Annotated in this window: 10 protein-coding genes and 4 pseudogenes; 1 reads left to right on the top strand and 13 read right to left on the bottom strand. The window is 71.8% G+C overall.

What is annotated here, in order from left to right; genetic code table 11:
* Positions 1-17: 17 nt before the first annotated feature.
* The 10 genes and pseudogenes from G3I56_RS16190 to G3I56_RS16230 all read right to left on the bottom strand — a co-directional run.
* Entirely contained in the window at positions 18-527 is a 510-nt protein-coding gene (locus G3I56_RS16190; protein ID WP_164409662.1) for a flavodoxin domain-containing protein, read from the bottom strand.
* Between the two features lie 32 nt (positions 528-559).
* A complete protein-coding gene (locus G3I56_RS16195; protein ID WP_164409663.1) occupies positions 560-3268 on the bottom strand; it encodes a bifunctional GNAT family N-acetyltransferase/acetate--CoA ligase family protein in 2709 nt (902 codons plus the stop codon).
* A gap of 322 nt (positions 3269-3590) precedes the next feature.
* Complete coding sequence (locus G3I56_RS16200) at positions 3591-4805, bottom strand: PP2C family protein-serine/threonine phosphatase (protein WP_164409697.1); 1215 nt, start codon at positions 4803-4805, stop codon at positions 3591-3593.
* A 177-nt stretch (positions 4806-4982) separates the two neighbouring features.
* The gene (locus tag G3I56_RS16205; protein ID WP_203689957.1) at positions 4983-5747 is read right to left on the bottom strand and encodes a universal stress protein; all 765 of its coding nucleotides are present in this window, start codon (positions 5745-5747) and stop codon (positions 4983-4985) included.
* A 401-nt stretch (positions 5748-6148) separates the two neighbouring features.
* A complete protein-coding gene (locus G3I56_RS16210) occupies positions 6149-7021 on the bottom strand; it encodes a universal stress protein (protein WP_164409664.1) in 873 nt (290 codons plus the stop codon).
* A gap of 5 nt (positions 7022-7026) precedes the next feature.
* Positions 7027-8049, bottom strand: coding sequence for a zinc-dependent alcohol dehydrogenase (locus tag G3I56_RS16215; protein WP_164409665.1), 1023 nt, complete (start codon positions 8047-8049; stop codon positions 7027-7029).
* A gap of 54 nt (positions 8050-8103) precedes the next feature.
* The gene (locus G3I56_RS16220; protein WP_164409666.1) at positions 8104-9009 is read right to left on the bottom strand and encodes a universal stress protein; all 906 of its coding nucleotides are present in this window, start codon (positions 9007-9009) and stop codon (positions 8104-8106) included.
* A 203-nt stretch (positions 9010-9212) separates the two neighbouring features.
* Positions 9213-9323, bottom strand: a pseudogene (locus G3I56_RS43865) (pyruvate formate-lyase 1-activating enzyme); the annotation flags it as partial.
* Positions 9312-11458, bottom strand: a pseudogene (gene pflB / locus G3I56_RS16225) (formate C-acetyltransferase); the annotation flags it as partial. The pseudogenes pflB and G3I56_RS43865, both read right to left, overlap by 12 nt.
* Positions 11459-11657: 199 nt before the next feature.
* Positions 11658-11810: pseudogene (locus tag G3I56_RS16230) on the bottom strand (carbamate kinase); the annotation flags it as partial.
* 252 nt (positions 11811-12062) lie between these two features.
* Between G3I56_RS16230 and G3I56_RS16235 the strand changes: the two are divergent.
* On the top strand, positions 12063-12527 hold the full coding sequence (locus G3I56_RS16235; protein ID WP_164409667.1) for a cyclic nucleotide-binding domain-containing protein: 465 nt from the start codon (positions 12063-12065) through the stop codon (positions 12525-12527).
* 20 nt (positions 12528-12547) lie between these two features.
* Here G3I56_RS16235 and G3I56_RS43870 read toward each other — a convergent pair.
* From G3I56_RS43870 to G3I56_RS16250, 3 genes and pseudogenes are all read right to left on the bottom strand, one after another.
* Positions 12548-12673: pseudogene (locus G3I56_RS43870) on the bottom strand (MerR family transcriptional regulator); the annotation flags it as partial.
* A 478-nt stretch (positions 12674-13151) separates the two neighbouring features.
* Positions 13152-14447: a ricin-type beta-trefoil lectin domain protein gene (locus G3I56_RS45055; RefSeq protein ID WP_164409668.1), complete on the bottom strand. Its 1296-nt coding sequence runs from the start codon at positions 14445-14447 to the stop codon at positions 13152-13154.
* Between the two features lie 47 nt (positions 14448-14494).
* Complete coding sequence (locus G3I56_RS16250; RefSeq protein ID WP_164409669.1) at positions 14495-19369, bottom strand: hypothetical protein; 4875 nt, start codon at positions 19367-19369, stop codon at positions 14495-14497.
* Positions 19370-19382: the final 13 nt, after the last annotated feature.

The raw sequence follows: 19382 nt of genomic DNA on the forward strand, positions 1-19382 counted from the left end.
GGGGAGGCCCGCCTGGCTCAGATCCTCTGCGACTCGGCCGTGAACCCGGCGCCGATCCGTGTGGCCCACGCCTCGACCTGGTCGAAGTCGCGGAAGTCTCCGCCCTTCCCGGAGGAGACGATCTTCCGCGCGACGAATCCCTTCGCTCCCTCTTCGAGGCAGCCCCCGAAGGTGACGTGTTCCCTGGCGTAGAGCCGGACCATGGCCCGCTTCACTCCGGGTACGGGCGGGATGTTCCGCTCCGAGGCCGAGGCGTCGAGTGGGCCGCTGCTGAAGAACCACAGCGGGCGCCCGGCCAGCGTGCGGCCGTGACGGCGGACGAAGCGGCGGGCGTCCTTGTGCCAGCGCCCCGCGTACAGCCCGCCACCCACCACCACCGCGTCGTACGACTCCACGCTCGTCACGGACCGGGCGGGAAGGGCCTCGGCCGACACCCCCTCCTTGCGCAGGACTTCGGCGATGGTCTCGGCGATCCGCGCGGTCGAACCGTTCGTCGTTCCGTAGGCGATCAGCACTTTGTTCAGCATGACGGTGCACTTCCTCTCAGAGCGTTCGCGGCTCAGCGCAGTCGGCGCAGATAGGGGTCCTGAGCCGTGCGTGGCAGCAGACGGACTCGTGCGTCGAGCACCGTGACCGCTTCAGGCGTCGTGAGGACGGGGTTGAAGTCGGCCTCGGCGAGTTGCGGAAGGTCGACCGCGAGGCGGGACAGGCGCAGCAGCAGTTGTTCCAGACCCTGGAGGTCGACGGGTCCGCTGCCGTGCGCGCCGAACAGGAGGGGTGCGCAGCGCGGCGCGGTGATCAGGTCGTGGACGTCGTGGTCGGTGAGCGGGGCGAGGCGGGCGGCCTGGTCGGCCAGGACCTCGGTCGCGGTGCCGCCGAGCCCGAACAGCACGAGCGGGCCGAAGACCTCGTCCTGCACGACTCCCGCGAACAGTTCGGTGCCGCGTGCGGCCAGCGGCTGGACGACCACCCCGGTCATCAGGCCGGCGAACCGTGTCTCGAAGTCCCTGAAAGCGGAGCGCACCTGGGCGTCACCTTCAAGATCGAGGTGCACGGCATGCTGTTCGCTCTTGTGCAGTTGGCCGGGCCAGTGGGCCTTCATGACCACCCGCCCGTCGGGGCCCCGCAGCCGTTCGGCCGCGAGGACGGCGTCGTCCTCCGTCTCCGCCCAGGACCACGGGAGCTGGGGAATGTCGTAGCAGCCGAGGAGTTCGGCGCAGGTGCGCGGATCGAGCCAGCCGCCGTCCGGATGGGCGGCGAGATAGGTCTCGGCGACCGTGCGGGCCCGGGCCGTGTCGACCTCCGCGACCTCAGGGAGTTCCGGCACGGTGCCCGCGGGCCGGCTCAGCCAGGCCGCACGGCGGGAGGCGTGCGCCAACGCCCGTGCCGCCGAGCCTGGTTCGGCGTACGACGGGATGGCGCCGCCGTCCCGCGTCTGCAACAGCCTGACCGGCAGGTCCTGCTCCAGGCGTACGACGGCGACCGGAAGCGCGCGGCGCGCGGGGCCGCTGGTGAGGGCCCGCACCAGGTCGTCGCCGGTCGCGGCGGCGACGGCCGTGGGGACGAGGGCCACGAGGACGGCGTCGATACCCGGGTACCCCATGATCAGGTCCACGCAGTCTCCGAGCTGCTCCTCCGTGACGGCCGCGGTGGCGTCGACGAGGTTGCCGACGGTGGAACCGTCGGGCAGTACGGCATGCAGGTCTTCGACCACCGAGGGCGTGAGCGGTGGAAGCGACAACCCCGCTTCCACGCAGGCGTCCGCGGCCAGGACACCCGCGCCGCCCGCGTTGGTGACGATGACCACGCGGCTTCCCGTCGGGAGCGGCTGGGAGTGCAACAGGGCGGCGGTTTCCAGGAGTTCGCCCACCGAGCGGGTGGCGGTGACGCCCGCCTGGGTGAACAGGGCCTGCCGGGTCATCGTCGGGGTGGCGGCGGCAGCGGTGTGCGAGGCGGCGGCGCGGCGCCCGGCGTCGGTACGGCCCGCGTCGACCGTCAGCACGGGCATACGGCGGGTCACCCGCCGTGCGGTACGGGAGAAGGCCCGCGGATTGCCGAAGGACTCCAGGTGCAGCAGGGCGAGCTCGGTGCGGCCGTCGCTCTCCCACCACTGGAGCATGTCGTTGCCGCTGACGTCGTACTTGTCGCCGAGCGAGGCGAAGGACGACACGCCGATACCCAGGCGGGACAGTCCGTCGAGCAGGGCGATGCCGACGCCGCCGGACTGCACGGCGACGCCCGCCGTACCGCGGCGCGGATGATCCGCCGCGAAGGTGGCGTCGAGGGAGAGCGCCGGGTCGGTGTTGATGACGCCGAGGGAGTTGGGGCCGACGAGCCGCATGCCGTAGGTACGGCACGTGGCCATGAGGGCTTCCGCCTGCCGGCTGTCGAGGCCGGCCGAGACGACGAGCAGTGCCCGTACTCCGGCCTTGCCGCACTCCTCCGCGGTGTCGGGGACGGCGGCCGCGGGCACCGCGAGGACCGCGAGATCCGGGACCTTGGGCAGCGCGCTGACCGAGGGGTGGGACGGCACGCCGAGGATCGACGTGGCACAGGGGTTCACCGCGAAGAGCCGCCGGGTGAAGCCACCCTCGTGCAGATGGTGCAGGAGGGCCCGCCCCACCGATCCTGGCCGGCGCCCGGCGCCCACCACGGCGACCGCCTTCGGCCGCAGCAGCGGCTCCAGACTGGCCACGTCCGCGGCCCGGCCACGGGCCTCGACGGCGGAGAGATAACCGTCGTCCTCCTTCAACTCGATGACGCAACGCACCTCCGGACCATCGAAACGGCGCGCGGTGCGCAGACCCAGGTCGGCGAAGAGCCGAAGCACCTCGTGGTTCTCCGAGAGCGCATCCGCCGTGAACGTGGTGATGCCGTCAGCGCGGGCGGCGGAGACTAGGTGCTCGACGAGGAGCGTGCCGACGCCGTGGTGGTGCAAGGTGTCGGCCACGGCGATGGACATCTCGGCTGAGGCCGCGTCCTCGCCGGCCTCGTACTCGGCCAGGCCGATCACCTGCCCTCGCGACTCGGCCAGCAGCGCCCGGTAGCCGGATCCGGGGCGCGGTGGCGCACAGGCCCGGTCGGCGGCCATCACGGCGGAACGCCGGCTCGCCGCGAAGAACCGCAGCCGCAGATTCTCCGCGGACATGTCCTCGTAGAGCCCCTGCAGCCGCTCGTGATCGCCTGGCAGCACAGGACGTACGCACACCGTGGTGCCGTCCGAGAGCAGGGCATGGACCGTCGGTCGGCTGACCGTGTCATCCGTCATCGTGGGTCTCCTCCAGGCTTTTCACCACTTCGAGCATCCAGCGGATCGGGCGGCGATCCCATGGGCTGTCCGGGGGTGCGTGGGGGGCCGGTCGGCCCTAATGCCTGGTCCCACACAGGCAACGGCCCAGGCCGGCACCTGGGGGACATCGAGGGTGCGGACATGGGCCTGGGCGGGGAGGACGCCTGCCTGAGTCCGGTGCTCTCAGTCGTCGGCCACCAGCGCCGTGAGGTCCTCCGTCAACCGATCAGGGCGCGCCGGCCTGCGGACGAGGTTGGCGCCACCGGTTCTGTGTGCTGGTCCAGCGGCGCGACCGGGCTGTTCAGTCGCTGCCTGTCCCGGGTGCCGTGGGGGCATCGGTGGGGCCGTGCCATTCGCAGATCAGGATGGTGGCATCGTCCTGAAGCCGGCCGTCGTGGTAGTCGCGGAGTGCGTGGATGAGACGGCGCAGCGTTTCGGGGACGGGCAGTCCGTCGGCATGGTGGCGGATCAGGAAGTCGATGAAGCGTTCCAGACCGAGTTCGGTATCGCCGCTGCCGCGGGCTTCGGTGATGCCGTCGGTGTAGAACACGATGCGGTCACCGGGTTCCAGCTGTTCACGGCACATCGTGGCTTCCAGCCCCAGGTCGGTGCCCATCGGGTGTGCGGGTTTGCAGCTCAACTGGTTGCTCGAACGGCCCGCACGAATGAGCACCGGCGGCATGTGGCCCCGGTTGACCCACGTCAGGACTCCGGTGTCCGTGTCGAGATCGGCCAGGATTCCGGTGACGTATCGCGTCTGGTGGTACTGCTTGATCAGCGCCTTCTCGATCGCTTCGCCGATGTCCAGCAGGCTCCCACCCTGGCGGCGTGTGTTGCGGCAGGTACCCATCGCCAGGGCCGCGGTCAGGCCTGCGGCGGTGTCGTGGCCCATCGCGTCGAAGATCGATACGTGCACCACCGAGCCGGCGGTGGCGTAGTCGTAGGCGTCGCCACTGATGTGGTGCGCCGGCTCCATCGCGGCGGAGATCGCCACGCGGCTGTCGGAGTAGGTGGGAGGCGGCATCAGATGCCATTGCATCTCGGCGGCGATGTTCAGCGGTCCGGTGCGCATCAGCCGGGCATAGGAGTCACTGCTCTGCCGTTTGCTGACGATGATCAGTGCGATCAGGGAGGCGAGCAGTTCCATGTTCTCCCGCGTGCGCGCGTCATCGGCCCGCGTGGTGAGGCGCAGCACGCCCAGGCGCTCGGTGCCGTTGAGCAACGGCACCCACCACTGCTGTTCTCCGGGATCCGAGCGGCCACCGCGCAGTATCTGCCCGTACTGGTACGCCCGGCCCGGCAGCGTGCCCTCGATCCTGATCCCGGTCTCCTCGGCGCCGGCTTCACCCGCGGCGTCCAGTCCGTGGCCGGTCAGCAGTTGCAGCACCTCGCGCTGCAGGTCCGCCAGATAGATCAGTGCCTGGGTGAAACCCGCGGACGCCGCATGCTCGGCCGTCTTCGCCGGCAACCACTCAAGGGGTATCAGCTGGCTCGACGCCAGCAGACCGGCCAGCATCTTCCAGCTACCCCGGTCCCGATCATTCACAGGAGCCTCTCCCACCCCGCAGCCCCAGCCGAACCCGGCACACCCCTGGGTAGGGGACAGGCATGCTGACTCTAGTCGTCCTTGTGACCGTGCTGCGCCGTGGCGGGCAGAGCTCAGGGGGGTAGTCGCCCCATCAACGGGGGTGCTTCACCCGGTGGGGACGACGACCACGGGACAGTGCGAGTGGTGCAGGAGGGCGTGTGCGACCGGCCCCAGGTGTCCGCCGTGCCGGCTGCCCGGCCGGTGCGATCCGATGACCACGACGGCGGCATCCCGGGTGGCCTCCACCAGGGATGCCGCCGGGGCGGTGCGGACTGTCCGGCTCTCGGACTCCGTCCTGGGGTGGGGCTCGTGTCCCGGGCTCGTCGCCGGTACCGACGAGGACAGTTCGGGACTCGGGTGCCGGTGCGTCCAGGAGTGCAGGACACGCAGGCGTGTGCCGCGCCGTTCCGCCTCCTTGATGGCGTAGAGGGCCGCGTCCGCGCTGATGTCGCTCTCCAGACCGAGCAGCACCTCGCGGCAGACGTCGTGCGGACGTTCCCCGCGTACGACCAGCAGCGGGCCGTGTGCCTGCGCGGCGAGCCGTGAACTCACCGCTCCGCTCGCCCAGCCGGCCAGTCCACCGAGTCCCCGTGTGCCCACGACCGTGAGCACCGCGTCCGTGCTCTCGCGGACCAGCGCCCGGACGATGCCGCCCTCCTCGGCCCTGGTCTCCACGGGCAGGGTGGGGTGGCGTTCACGCACGCGCGAGGCGGCGGACGCGAGAACCGGGCCGGCCTCGTCGCGGTCGGGCACGGCGTACACCACGCGCAGCGCAATGCCACGCCGGGCCGCTTCCTCCGCGGCCTGGTCCAACGCCCGTACAGAGACCAGTGAGCCGTCCACTCCGACGACCACGTGTTGGAGAGTCATGGGCCTGCTTCCCTTCCGCACGCTCAGGGTGTGCCCAGGGCGTGTGTGCCTGAGGCAGGAGGCGCCGAGAACAGGTCCGCTGCGGACCGGGGCGCCGCCCGACGATCCGAGCCGGAGTGCCTCCACCGACGATGCTCGTCGTCCGCCGGCCCGAGGGGCAGGAGCCATGAGGACCCGTCAGAAAGCCGAACGGCCCTTTGGGACAGGGCCGTTCGGCTTGCGACGCCGGAAGGGGGGCGGGATCTCGGCTGCCGGTACGAGTCAGGAGTCCCGGTCGCGCCGGGTTTGCACCGCACATCCGGCAAGCGGACGCGCACGACCTCAGAGCTCTTGTCGAGAACCGGGGCGACGAAGCCGGGGTCCCGGTGCGGGAAGCCGCCGTGCCCCGGTGCTCAGCCGGCTCATCCCCGCTCGGGCACGATGACGACCGGACAGGCCGAGTGGTGCAGTACTCCGTGGGTCACCCGGCCCAGCTGGAGTCCGTGGTGCCCGGCGCGGCGCCTGGCTCCGATGATCAGGAGGTCGGCGTCCCGTGAGGCGTCCACGAGCACGGTCCGGGTGTGGCCTTCGACCGCGCGGCGGTGTGCCTCGACGTCGGCGGGGGCGTCCTGGAGCGCCGTTTCCAGGGTCTCCACCGCCTGCTGCTCGTGCAGCCGAGCGGGTTCTCCGGTGAGCAGGGGATGGTCGGTGCTCTGGTGCGCGGGCCACCGCCAGGCCCGTACGGCGTCCAGCGGCACCCCGCGTCGCCGCGCCTCCTCGAAGGCGAAGCGCACCGCCGCCGAGCCCGCGGGTTTCTCTCCGACGCCCACGACGACGCGGCCGTGCGTTCCGGTCCGGGCCTGGTTGTCGTGGTTGCCGCGGATCACGATCATCGGGCACTGCGCGTGCCCGGCCACGGTGAGGCTCACGGAGCCCAGCAGCGCCTCGGCGAGGCCGCTGCGGCCACGGCTGCCCGTCACCAGCAGTGTGGCTCCGCGGCTCTCCCGCACCAGCGCGTACTCGGGTTCCTCGGGCAGCACGTCCGTGGAGACCTTCAGGTCGGGCCGACGCCGGCGGGCGCGCCGGGCGGCGGTCTCCACGATGTCCTCGGCCAGCACCTGCTCGGACGGTTTGCCGACGTCCTGGGCGAGCGAGGTGCCCTCGTACCGCTCCCACAGCGACGCGTACACCACCCGCAGCGGCAGCCCGTGCAGTACGGCCTCGTCGGCCGCCCAGTCGACGGCCCGCAGGCCGGGCTCGGAGCCGTCGACTCCGACGACGATCGGGAGGTCCATCGTCCTCACCGTCCCGTACCGAGGTCGAAGACGATCCGTGCCTTGACCTCGCCGCGCAGCACCTCGTCGATGGACTCGTTGACGGCGGCCAGCGGCCGGGTCTCGCAGATGACCTTGGTCTGTCCGGCCGCGTGCAGCTGGAGGACCTCGGCGAGGTCCTGCCGGGTACCGACGATTGAGCCGATCACCGAGGTGCCGTTCAGTACGGTGTCGAAGATCGGGACCTGGATCGTGCCGTGCGCGGGCAGCGCCACCATGACGAGCTTCCCGCCGCGCCGCAGGCCCGAGTTGACGGCCCCGAACGCGGCCTCGTTCACGGCCAGCGCGATCGCGGCATGCGCTCCGCCGTGCTGCCTGAGGACCTGGCCGACATCGTCCTTGCGGGCGTCGATGACGAGGTCCGCGCCGAGTTCGGCGGCCAGTTCGAGTTTCTCGTCGGTGACGTCGATCGCGGCGACGGTCGCCCCGGCGATCTTCGCGTACTGCACCGCCAGGTGACCGAGCCCGCCGATCCCGGAGATCGCGACGAGCTGCGCGGGCCGCACACCGGCGACCTTGAGCGCCTTGTACGTGGTCACCCCGGCGCAGGCCAGCGGGGCCGCGTCCACGGCGCTCACACCATCGGGCACCGGCTGGGCGAAGTCCGCCCAGGCCAGCATCTTCTCGGCGTGCCCGCCGTCGCAGCCGTAGCCGGTGTTGATCTGCCGCTCGCACAGCGTCTCCCAGCCGGTCAGGCAGTGCTCGCACCGGCCGCAGGCCCAGCCGAGCCACGGCACGGCCACCCGCTGCCCGACGGACAGGTGGGTGACGCCGTCGCCGAGCTTCTCGACGAGTCCGACGCCCTCATGGCCGGGGACGAAGGGCGGGGTCGGCCTGATCGGCCAGTCGCCGTGGGCGGCGTGGATGTCGGTGTGGCACAGCCCGGACGCCTCGACGCGCACGCGGACCTGGCCGGGGCCGGGCTCGGGGTCGGGGCGGTCCTCGATGACGAGGGGTTCGCCGAAGGCTCGGACAACCGCTGCCTTCATGGTTGCTGCTCCTTGGGATGGGTGTTGGGGGTGATGGGGTGCTGGGGTGATGGGTCAGCCGTGGGAGACGACGGCGACGGGGGCGGTGGAGTGGTGCAGGACGGCGTGGGTGACGGAGCCGATGTGGGCGCCGAGCGGGCCGCGGCGGCGGCGACGGCCGACGACGACCAGGGAAGCCTTGTGGGATGCGTCGACGAGGTGATTGCCGGGGCTGCCGTAGGGGCACTCCTCGGTGACCTCGGTCGCCGGGAACTTCTCGCTCCACGGGCGCAGGACCTCGGTGAGGGCGGTGGATTCGCGCACCGCCAGGGATCCGTGCAGTTCGAGGTCGATGGACAGGCCGTGGGCGTAGTAGGCGGGCGGGTTCCAGCCGTGCACGACGCGCAGGGAGGTGCCGCGGCGGGCGGCGGCGGCGAACGCGAAGCCGATCACTTCGTCGTCGGGGTGCTCGACGTCGAGGCCGAGGACGACGGGCCGGAACGGAGTCGCCGCGGACGGAATGCCGACCGGGTCGGTCTCGTGTTCGTCGGCGGACTGTTCCCCGGCGCGGACGAACACGACCGGCCGGTCGGCATGCGCCACGACGGACAGCCCGACCGAGCCGACCAGGAACCCGCCGATCCCGCCCAGCGCGCGCGAGCCGAGGACGAGCAGTTCCGCGTCCTTCATGGCGCCCACCAGCACGTCGGCGGGCCGGCCGGACAGTTGTTCACTGGTCACGTCGAGGCCGGGATGGCGCAGTCGGATCCCTTCGCTCGTCTCGCGGGGAATCCTCTCGGTCCAGTACTTCTGCGTCTCGGCGCCGGGCAGTGGCGCCTCCGCCATGGGTGCCGGCACCGGCTCCCAGACCTGGACCAGCTTCAATGGCAGGCCGAGCAGTTGTGCCTCGCGGGCGGCCCACTCTGCGGCGGTGCGGCTCTCGGCTGAACCGTCGAGGCCGACGGTGACGGTGCGGGGCATGATGCCCACCTCTCGGATCGGGGGTCCTGGGTGAGAGCCTCGTCCTCGGACGAGTCGCCCGGCAGGGGCCGCAGGTCCCTGCCGGGGACCGAACGGCCCTGGCACGTGTTCCGCGCTGCGGGCCCACCGACGAGCCCGCAGCGCCTCCCGCGATCACCGCGGCCGGCGGCTGCGGCGGCCCCCTGCCGTGCCTGGTGTCGCGCTCAGTAGGCGGACAGGCCATGCGCCCGGAACTGTTCACGGACACGTTCGACCAGTTCGGGACTGGGGACGGGAGCGTCGCGCAGCGGGAACGGAACACCGAGGGCCTCGTACAGCGTGGCGCGGTCGAGGACGTTCACGTTCATGTGGAAGCCGCCGCGGCCATGTAGGCGTCGAGGATGCCGACCAGGTGCCCCACACGCTCCTCGGGGGCGTGCCCCAGCCCCTCCGGGGTGATGGTCGTCGTCAGTGAGATGCCGTCGCGGGCCTGCTCGTACGGGAGTTTGGCGACCGAGAGCGCGGAGGCGGCGACCCCGTGCCGGTCCCGGCCGTTCATCGGGTTGGCGCCGGGCGCGAAGGGCTGTCCGGCCCGGCGCCCGTCGGGGGTGTGCCCGGTGCGCTTGCCGTAGACGACGTTCGAGGTGATCGTCAGCACCGACTGGGTGTGCTCGGCGTCCCGGTAGGCGGGGTGCTCGCGCACCTTCGCCATGAACGACTCCACCAGGCCGACGGCGATGCTGTCGGCGCGGTCGTCGTTGTTGCCGTACGCCGGGAACTCGCCCTCCGTACGGAAGTCGACGGCGAGGCCGTTGGCGTCCCGGAACACCTTCACCCGCGCGTACCTGACGGCGGACAGACTGTCCGCGGCGACAGACAGCCCCGCGATGCCGCAGGCCATGAAACGGTGCACAGGGTGGTCGTGCAGCGCCATCTCGACGCGCTCGTAGGCGTACTTGTCGTGCATGTAGTGGATGACGTTCAGCGCGTCGACGTACGTCCGCGCCAGCCAGTCCAGGACACGGTCGTACGCCGCGGACAGTTCGTCGTAGTCCAGGTACTCCCCGGTCAGTGGGGGCGTCGGGGGCGCGATCTGGTCGCCGGTCATCTCGTCCCGGCCGCCGTTGACCGCGTACAGCAGCGCCTTGGCCACGTTGACCCGTGCCCCGAAGAACTGCATCTGCTTCCCGACCGCCATCGCCGACACACAGCAGGCGATCGCGGTGTCGTCACCGGTACGGGACCGCATCAGCTCGTCGGACTCGTACTGGACGGCACTGGTGTCGATCGACACCTGGGCGCAGAACTCCTTGAAGGGGGCGGGCAGTTGTGGCGACCACAGGACCGTCAGGTTCGGTTCGGGTGCCGGGCCGAGGTTGTGGAGGGTCTGCAGGAAGCGGAAGGAGGTACGGGTGACCAGGGTCCGCCCGTCCGCGCCCATGCCCCCGATGGACTCCGTCACCCAGGTCGGATCGCCGGAGAACAGCGCGTCGTACTCGGGGGCGCGCAGGAACCGTACGATCCGTAGCTTGATCACGAAGTCGTCGACGAGTTCCTGGGCGCGGCTCTCGTCGATCAGCCCTGCCTCGAGGTCCCGCTGGAGGTAGACGTCCAGGAAGGTGGACGTGCGGCCCAGCGACATCGCGGCGCCGTTCTGCTCCTTCACGGCGGCCAGGTAGCCCAAGTACAGCCACTGCACGGCCTCGTGCGCGGTGCCGGCAGGACGGGAGACGTCGCAGCCGTACGTGGCCGCCATCCGCGTCAGCTCACCCAACGCCCGCATCTGTTCGGCGAGTTCCTCCCGGTCCCGGATGGTGTCCGCCGTCGACGGCCCGGCGTCGAGCAGTGCGCGCTCGGCACGCTTGGCGTGGGCGAGGAAGGCGGTGCCGTACAGCGCGACGCGCCGGTAGTCGCCGATGATCCGGCCCCGGCCGTAGGCGTCGGGCAGCCCGGTGATGATCCCGGCCTTGCGGGCGGCGCGCATCTCGGGGGTGTACGCGTCGAAGACACCGTCGTCGTGGGTCTTGCGGTAGGTCCCGAAGACGCGGGAGACGAAGGGGTCGGCCTCGTACCCGTACGCCTTCAGGCTGTTCTCGACCATCCGCAGGCCGCCGTTCGGCATGATCGCGCGCTTCAGCGGGGCATCGGTCTGCAGGCCGACGATCAACTCCCGTTCGCGGTCGATGTATCCGGGTGCGTGCGAGGTGATCGTGGACGGGGTCGCGGTGTCGACGTCGAGGATGCCCCGGCGCCGCTCCTCCGGGAACAGGGCACTGACCTTCTCCCACACGGCTCGGGTGCGGTCCGTGGGACCGGCCAGGAACGCGGCATCGCCTTCGTACGGCGTGTAGTTGGCCTGGATGAAGGCGCGCACGTCGACGTGTTCGCGCCACGGGGTGCCGACGAAGCCGTGCCATGCCTCGGACGCGCGCGTTCCCGCGGTCGTTCCCGCTGTCACTGTCGCTGTCATCGCCGGTTCTCTCCCTTGCTCGGCACTGGGATGTCTCCCTGTCTCCCTGGCTCCATGCTCGTGCGACGTGCTGGTCGTCGGGAGGGCCGGACAGGGTCGCGGACGGGCCGTCCGGCCCCCTCCTGCCGGGGCCGGCCGGCCATCCGGCCGGCGACCGTCACACGACGGGCGGGTCCGGGTGGACGAGCGTGCCCGACCTGCCGTGGGTGATGACGGTCTCGTGATCGTGATCGTGGGCGAGGGCGGCGATCGCGGTGGTCACCCGGTCGATGTTCGCCTTCTGGACCGCCGCGTCGGGGTGCTCGCCTCGGTGCAGCAGGGCGTTGCCGCCGAGAGCGATGACGATGCGCATGGCTCAGTCCTCCAGGGGGACGACGCGTACGCAAGGTCGGGAGCGAGGCAGGTACCCACAGCTCGCCCCTCCACCGGGTGGGCCCTCTCGCGTACTCATGGAACAGCCGGGGCGCCGGTGCCACAGCATGCCGGAAGTCCCCGGCTCGGAGCCGAGTGGCCCGGCCGATGGACCGGGTGGCCCATGGGCTGCCGCCGGGTGTCGGGCACACGCTGGTCCTGACAGTTCCCACGTTCCGTCGGGAGGCACGCCATGATCACCGCCCCCACACTCAGCTTGCCGCGCGCGCTGCCTGCCGAGCACCGGCTGCGGCTCATGCGCTTCGCCCACGAGGTCTCCTTCCCGCAGGGGACGCGCCTGTTCGAGGAGGGCAGCCGGGCCGACCGCTTCTGGATCATCCGCACGGGCACGGTCCAGCTCGACATGCATGTGCCGGGCCGCCGCGCGGCCGTCATCGAGACCCTCCGGCACAACGAACTCGTCGGTGTGTCCTGGCTGTTCAGCCCGCACACCTGGCACCTGGGCGCCGAAGCGACGACCCCGGTGCGGGCGTACGAGTTCGACGCCACGGCAGTCCGCGCGATGTGCCAGGAGGACCCGGCCATCGGCAGCACCATCGCCCAGTGGGTCGGTGACGTGCTCACCCACCGTCTCCGCTCGGCCCGGACCCGACTGCTGGACCTGTACGCCCCGTACGGTGCCGACGGCCGGGTCTGATTGCGCCGGGTTCAGCCGTCTCAGGCCGTGGTCGTCGGATCCGGTGTTTCGGCTGCGCGGCGGTGTTCGGTGTTGATGCGCTGGGCTTCCTCGAGCTGGTCTTCGAGGATGATGATGCGGCAGGCGGCCTCGACGGGTGTCCCCTGGCCCGGTCAGATCCCGGCGCCCCCGGGCGACCGCAACTGTGCACGGCCGAATCCGGGGACTATGAGATGCACCCTGTCTCGTGGAGTCCCGGGATCATCCCGCCCGAGCGGGTGTCCACGAACCGCAGCCACCGCGACTCCGAGGTGAAGCCCAGCAGCGCCTGCGCGACAGTGAGGCGGACAAGCTCGGAATCCGTCGGCCGCAGCGGTCGGCCCAGCCACCGGGTACTCCCCGATCTCGTCGTCGATCTGCATGTGCAGTGCGGTCAGCAGGGCGTCCAGGTTGTTCGTCACGCAATGATTTTGGACGCCCCGTCCGCGTTCCCGGACACACCGTCAGCATTCGGAATGACTCGTCCAGGAGTCCCGGACCGGAAACCCCCGGTAGTGACTTGGGAAACGGTCAGGGCGGGTTCGAAGCGTGGCAGGGGCGTCGCGGCGGAGCTTCCCGCCGTGACGGGGGCGGCGGTAGGTGAGGCTATTTCAGGTACCACTTCTGGTTGGAGCTTCCCTCGCACTCCCACAGCTGCAGCCGGGTGCCGTTGCCGGTGCCCGTGTCGACGGCGTCGACGCACTTGCCGGCCCGGATGTTGACCAGGTCGTGGGAGCTGTTGAGGTTGAACTGCTGCGCCGATCCGCCGTTGCAGGTGGCCAGTTGGACCCGGGTGCCGTTCGCGGTGCCGGCGTTGGCGGCGTCCATGCACAGGCCCATCGACCGCACGCTGCCGTCGGACTTGAAGACCCACTTCTGCCATGAGGCGCTGCCGCAGTCCCACAGCCGCAGCGGAGAGCCGTCTGTGCCGCTGTGCGACGAGATCTCGATGCACCGGGAGGACGGGTAACCGGCGATCATCCTGCCGGCGGGGGCCACTGTGCCATTGGTCGCGGTGGCCGCGTGGGCGGTGGCCTTCGTCGTGGGAGAGGCCGTCGTGGTGTCTCCCTCCTCGGCGGGCTTGGTGTTCTTGCCGCCCGAGGCGGCGGGCTTCCCGGACGACGTGCTGTCCGGGTCGGCATTCGTACTGCCGGCGTCGCTGCCGTCGGCCTCGTCCGTCGCGCTGCCCGGGGACTTCCCCCCGGCGTCCTTGGCGGGCTTGTGCGACGAGCCGCCCTTGCCGGGCTCCGGGGCGCCGGGCCCGTTCGTCGCGCCCGGAGAGTTGTAGCGGACGGTCACGTCGGAGGCCGCATCGGCTGCGGAGTCGCGGTGTTTCCGGGCCGGTGTGTCGTCGCCGGACGCCAGCAGGAACGGGACGGCGGCCAGCGCGCAGACCAGCAGCACGGCACCGCCGACGACTGCTCCGGGCACCCGTGCGGTGGAGTCCGCGTCGGACGGTCCCGGCGCGGATGCTCCCGACCCTCCGGACGGCGGCGAGTACTCCTCGTCGCCGGCCTCCCGTGAGGACGCGGCCAACGCGCGCAGCGAGGCGAGCCGGTCGAGCAGCCGGGACCGCTGATCGTCAGGATCCGGCGGCTCCGCGTTGTCGGCGTCCGCGGGTTCCCCGGCCGGGACGTCGTCCTGTCCGGTGGTCGGGGGTACGGCCACGGGCCGGTCGGGACGTGTCGCGGTGCGGTCGTCGGACACCGCCGGCGCCGCCACAGGGGCGGGAACGGGCTCTGACTCGGCGACCGGGTCCGGTTCCGGCTCGGACGAGGTGGCCGGCCAGGGCAGTGGCTGTTCCCAGACCGCCGCTTCGTCGTCGTTCGGCTCCGGTGCGGGACGTCCACCGACCGCGGCCGGGTCCTCGGTGGTCTGCCGTCGTGCCGGCGTCTGTTCCACGTGTTCCTACTCCGTCGTGTGTGGGTGGTGCTCGTTCGGGGCGCCGCTCAGGGCAGGGTGAACGGTGCGATGTCGATCTCGATCGTGGCGGTCCGCAACCGGTCCGCCGGGTCGAACGGGAGGCTCTGCTCCGTCCCGCCCCTGTCCTCGATGTCGGTGGGGAACCTGTTGCCGCCGGTCGCCGATCGCACGGTGATGTGTTGGGCCGTGATCCTGGGGTGTCCGGGAGGCCGGAGCCGCTGGAGACTGTCGAGCGCCCCCTGCAGAGCGTGCCGGAACAGCTCGGTGGTGTGGATCGCCCGTGCGGTGCCGGTGGCCTCCGCGCGGGGCGGGAAGGAGCTGTGGCCGTACCCGGTGATGGTCACGGTCGGCATCGGGAGGTTGCGTTTGGCGCTCCACAGGGCGTTGCGGGCCGTTTTCGCGGCCAGTTCGTTGAGCTGGTTGACATAGGGCCTTTCGAGGGTCTTGGCCTTCTCCTCGAACCGCACCGCCGAGAACCGGTTCGGTGTGCGGCCACCGGTCACCACGGCTGTGAACGGCCGATGCATCGCCGCGCTGTCCGTACCGGCCACCGGCTGGTTCACCGATCGGTGAACCCCCTCACCCGGCCCGTAGATCCGGAAGTGCCACAGGTCCGAGTCGTTGGGCATGAGGTCGTGGTCGCGTGAGAGCTGCTGGACGCTGCGGCGATCTGTGCCCACGGGCTGGTGGTTCGCCCGGTTGATGCCGATGGCCTCGTCCATGGCACGTTGCGTCTCCCCGGCGCGATTGCGGTTCTCCAGCGTCACGTGCGACGTTCCGTCCTCGCTGGCGAGCACCGTTGTGGCGAAGTGATAGCCGAAGGGCGGGACTGTTCCCGGCGCCGGGGTGGGGAGCCGCAATTCACCGTTGGCGTTCAGATCGCCTGTCGACTGGATGAGGTAACCGTCACCCACACCCGCCGAGGCGTACTCGTTCACCCGGATCGTGCTGCTCAGCCGATCCCACCGGGGTGCTGCCACGGGGTGCGTGGTGAGGGCCTGGTATCGCGCCCCGACTGCGATTGACCCGGAACCGTTCCGCTCGTTCAGCTTCACGTTCCGGACGATGGCGTTCACGGCCGTGCGCGTGTCGGCCGAGGGGCTCTGCTCGATCTGGCGGCTCATCGAGTGGACCAGTTGGTGGGTGTTGGCCATCAGGTTGTTGGACACGTCCCTCGTCCTGACCGGGACGATGGTGCCCATCCCGTTCCGCAGCACGATGGCGTCGGGTAGGCCACCGAGGACCCGGCCCGCGAAGTTGTTGCACTCGGGCGACGGCCTCGAACCGCCGGAGAAGACCGGTACGACCCGGCGGAGAGGCAGGGTGTGCGGCAAGAGCCGCACCACGGTGCTCGGGTCGATGCCGAGCGTGACCGCGCTGCCGACCTCGGCCAGTTCGCGGTTGGCGTCGGCGATGGCACGATCGGTCGCGTAGACCTCCTGGACACCGGGTCCCGCGTTGTTGATCGCCAGGGTTCCGTCGCCGGAGACCCTGAGCGGGGGATGGCCGGGGTCCAGCACGATCGGTCGCCGGACCATGGCCAACGCCGCCGCGCCGGGCAGTTGCTGGTCGACGGCGAGGACTGTCTCCACCGGCGCGATCCGCCGGAACGGTACGGCCTGCGGGCTCGTCAAGAGGAGGGTGTAGTCCGTGACCTGCTGCAGCGGTGCCGGGCTCGTCTCCCACCGGTCGTCGCCGTCCGCCTCGCTCGTCGGGGCGTCGTGGCCGCCTTGCCCGTCCGGTTCTGCCCCGTCCGGTTCTGTCCGGTCCGGTTCTGTCCGGTCCGGGGCGAAGCCGGGGTTCTCGTGGCGGGTGCCGTCCGGCGCCCCGTCGGTGAGCCGCTGCGCGCCCTGGACGAAGCGGGAGCCGACGCCGCCGGGGAACGCGACCTCGTGCCGGTCCGGGAAGGGCGAGGCGATGTCGAGGGTGGCGTTGAGATCGATCCCGCCCGGCACCCTGAGGTCGTACCGCCACCGCGCCGTGGCGGACCGTGGATGATCGGTTCGGCGTCCGGCGGTGAGGTAGGCGCTGTCGGCGGGCGCGTCGGCGGCGTGCTTGAGCAGGTGCACCGGGTTGTGGCCGCCCGGGAGCAGGCCTGTACGGAAGACCTCGTCAGGGGCCAGGTCGCTGAACACGTGCAGTGTGTCGTCGTCCTGCCGCCACCGGGTGCCCTCGGGGAGGGCCGTGGTGTCGGTGCGGCGGGCGGCGGTGACGGCGGGGTCGACCGGGGGGCGCGGGCCCACCGGGTGCGGGGCGTCCGGCGGGGCGGTGCGCCAGTGCGACGACGCGACGGCGCCCTCGCCGGGCAGATACCAGTTCCAGGCGGGGGACCGGTCCTGGTCGCGCCGGGGCTCCCCGGCCGGGTCGGTGAACGGGCCGGCGTGCGGACGCTCCCCGCCGTCGACGTGGGCACCGCGCAGACCCAGGCCGGGGATCTCGGCCACGAGGGCCTTGGCGTCCCCGTCGACTCCCCAGACCGTCCAGCGGTCCGTCGCGGCGTGCACGGGGAAGCTGCCGTCGGTCAGAGCGGTGAACTCGTCGTCGAAGGTGTCGGTGGTGGAGTAGGGCTCCGCCGCGCGATCCGCGTCCGCCGGGGTCGGGCGGGAAGGTCGTGTGGTCGCCGATGGGGCGGCCAACGGGTGGTCGCGCAGGACGAGATGGGAGTCGGCGACGGCTTCGATCCGCTCCACGTACTCCTGGGGCAGGGTTCCCGGAACGAGGTTCCAGGTGGCCGTCATCACCCCCTCGGTACGGACCGCGGGCTGGTCCTTCGACCGCCGGAAGAGGGCGTCGGGATCGACATACGTGTCGGGCAGCCCCAGGTAGTGCAGCATCTCGTGCAGCTTCACCCCGTCGCTGTGCCGCAGGTCCAGGGTCCGCTGGCGGGCGCGGGGCGGTGCGGAACCCTCAGGGGTGTCGGTGAGCGTGATGTGCTCACCGTGGTCGGGGGCGTCGACCAGCCGGACGCCCACATGCACCTGGTCGCCCGACTTCGGCAGCGCGTAACCGGTGTTGACGTGGGTGTCCAACAGCGACTGGAGCTGCGCCTGCAGCGCGGTGAGCACGGAGGGGTCCATGGTTCCGGTCCGCCGCACCGGCAGGTTCAGGGTGAAGTCGCGCACCCAGGTGCCGTCGTCGGCCTGCACCCGGCGGGCGCTGTAGCGGATCAGGGTCTGGCTCCCGGCCAGTGTTCCCTCGCTGCGGGTGTCCGCTGCGGGGTCGCGGGCGGGGTCGAAGCGCTCGATACTCAGGCGCGCCACGGGTGCACCGGCCCGGCGGTGGGTCCAGGCGGCACGGGCAACGGGGCGTTCCACGGTCCGTGCCGTGCGGTGGGTCGGGGCCGCCGCCTCCGGCGCCGCCGCGGTCGTCGGCGGGGCCGGCGCGGTGGTGTCGGTGGACCTGGATCCGCTGGACCTCGGCCCGGTCGCCATCCAGTGGTCGGCCCCCGCTTCGGCCCGGTCCAGGCGGACCAGCACGACGGGCGCGCCGGGGCCGTCGCCGACCGGGTACGGGCTTCCCCGGCCGATCACCCGGGCGTTGAATCCGTAGATCTGGGTGGCCAGTCCCAGGGCCAGGTCACCGGCGGCCGAGTCGTAGACCCCCGGCGTCCCCATGTCGGCGGCGATCCCGCGGAGTTCGTCGTCGGTCGGGCCGGTGTCGGCGAGCCGCTCGCGCTCCTCGTCGGCGAACCGGTCGTACTCCGCGCGCCGTTCGGCGTCGGTCCGAGCGGGTTCCTTCGGCCGGTTCAGTGCCGCCTCGCCCTGGCGCCGGCGGGCCCGGTCCGCCGCCAGGCTCTCCTGGACCTGGCCGGTCATGCTGTTCCACCGGGTCCGGTCCGCCGGGGGCAGGTCCAGTTCCCGGGTGAGGTCGGCGGAGATCCGCTGCCGCATGCCGGTGGGCGTGGGTGTGTTTCCGTCCGGGTCGAGGATCTGGCCCGGAGCGGTGCGCAGCAGCGCGCTGAACAGACAGTCGCCGTCGTGGGGTACGTCGATGGCGGTCCGGTTCAGCCCGCTCAGGACGCGGGTCTGTCCCGGGTTCGGGGTCGTGGAGGTGTGGGAGCGAGATCCGGCGGACCGCTTCCCGCCGGTCGGTGCGGTGCTGCGGCCGGGTGCGGTGCGGGACTTGGTGACGGTCCCGGGGCGCGGGGCGGCCTGCGGGGGTGTCGTCGTACGGTCGGACTTCTCCACCACGATCTCGCGCAGCGGGGCCGGTTCCGGGGCGGGACGGCGGCTTCGCAGCCCGGTGTCGGTGACCGGGCGCCGAGGAGTGCGTGAGGCCAGGGACGCCACCGGCAGCTCGATACGGCCCTCTCCACTCGTCCCACGGGCCGTCCGCAGGGCAGGCGTCGCGTCGGCCAGTGCTCGACGGGCCGTGCGCTGTTCAGCCGCCCGGCGGTTCTGCTCGTCGCTCGCGGCGGCCTGCTCCTGGTCGACGGCCCGGACGGCCCTGACCGCCTCGTCCCGGGCGTGCACGCTCGCCGTCAGCGCGGTCTCCGCCTCCCGCAGGTGCTCCTCGGCGCGCGCCGACCGCTCCTCGGCCGTGGTCGAGCCGCCGGCCGGGTGCACGGTCCGCTCGGCCGGGCCCGTGCCGAGCCCCGCGAGTTCCCGGTCGGTCTCCTCGGCGGTGCGGGTGAGCCGCTGGTGCGCGGCCCGCAGGGCTCGTACAGCCTCGTTGAACTCGCCGGTGGCCACCAGGGTTTCGCGGAGCGACGGCCCGGCGGTCGTCGGCGTCCCGGCGACGCGCGGTTCCCGTACGGCGTCCAGCGGGTCGGCGGCCCCGGCGGTGGGCCCGTCGGTCCGCAGCGACGCGAGTCGCGCCCTGGCCCGTTCGTGGAGCAGCTCGGCCTGCGTGACGTCGCGTTCGGCGGTGCGCAGCTCCCGCAGGGCCCGGTCGCGGCGCACCGCGGCGTCCGCC

This window comes from Streptomyces sp. SID12488 (assembly GCF_010548275.1).
GTDB lineage: Bacteria > Actinomycetota > Actinomycetes > Streptomycetales > Streptomycetaceae > Streptomyces.

Coding starts and splice junctions, on each gene's coding strand:
- G3I56_RS16190 (WP_164409662.1), bottom strand. CDS start 527: ATGCTGAACAAAGTGCTGATCGCCTACGGAACGACGAACGGTTCGACC.
- G3I56_RS16195 (WP_164409663.1), bottom strand. CDS start 3,268: ATGACGGATGACACGGTCAGCCGACCGACGGTCCATGCCCTGCTCTCG.
- G3I56_RS16200 (WP_164409697.1), bottom strand. CDS start 4,805: ATGCTGGCCGGTCTGCTGGCGTCGAGCCAGCTGATACCCCTTGAGTGG.
- G3I56_RS16205 (WP_203689957.1), bottom strand. CDS start 5,747: ATGACTCTCCAACACGTGGTCGTCGGAGTGGACGGCTCACTGGTCTCT.
- G3I56_RS16210 (WP_164409664.1), bottom strand. CDS start 7,021: ATGGACCTCCCGATCGTCGTCGGAGTCGACGGCTCCGAGCCCGGCCTG.
- G3I56_RS16215 (WP_164409665.1), bottom strand. CDS start 8,049: ATGAAGGCAGCGGTTGTCCGAGCCTTCGGCGAACCCCTCGTCATCGAG.
- G3I56_RS16220 (WP_164409666.1), bottom strand. CDS start 9,009: ATGCCCCGCACCGTCACCGTCGGCCTCGACGGTTCAGCCGAGAGCCGC.
- G3I56_RS16235 (WP_164409667.1), top strand. CDS start 12,063: ATGATCACCGCCCCCACACTCAGCTTGCCGCGCGCGCTGCCTGCCGAG.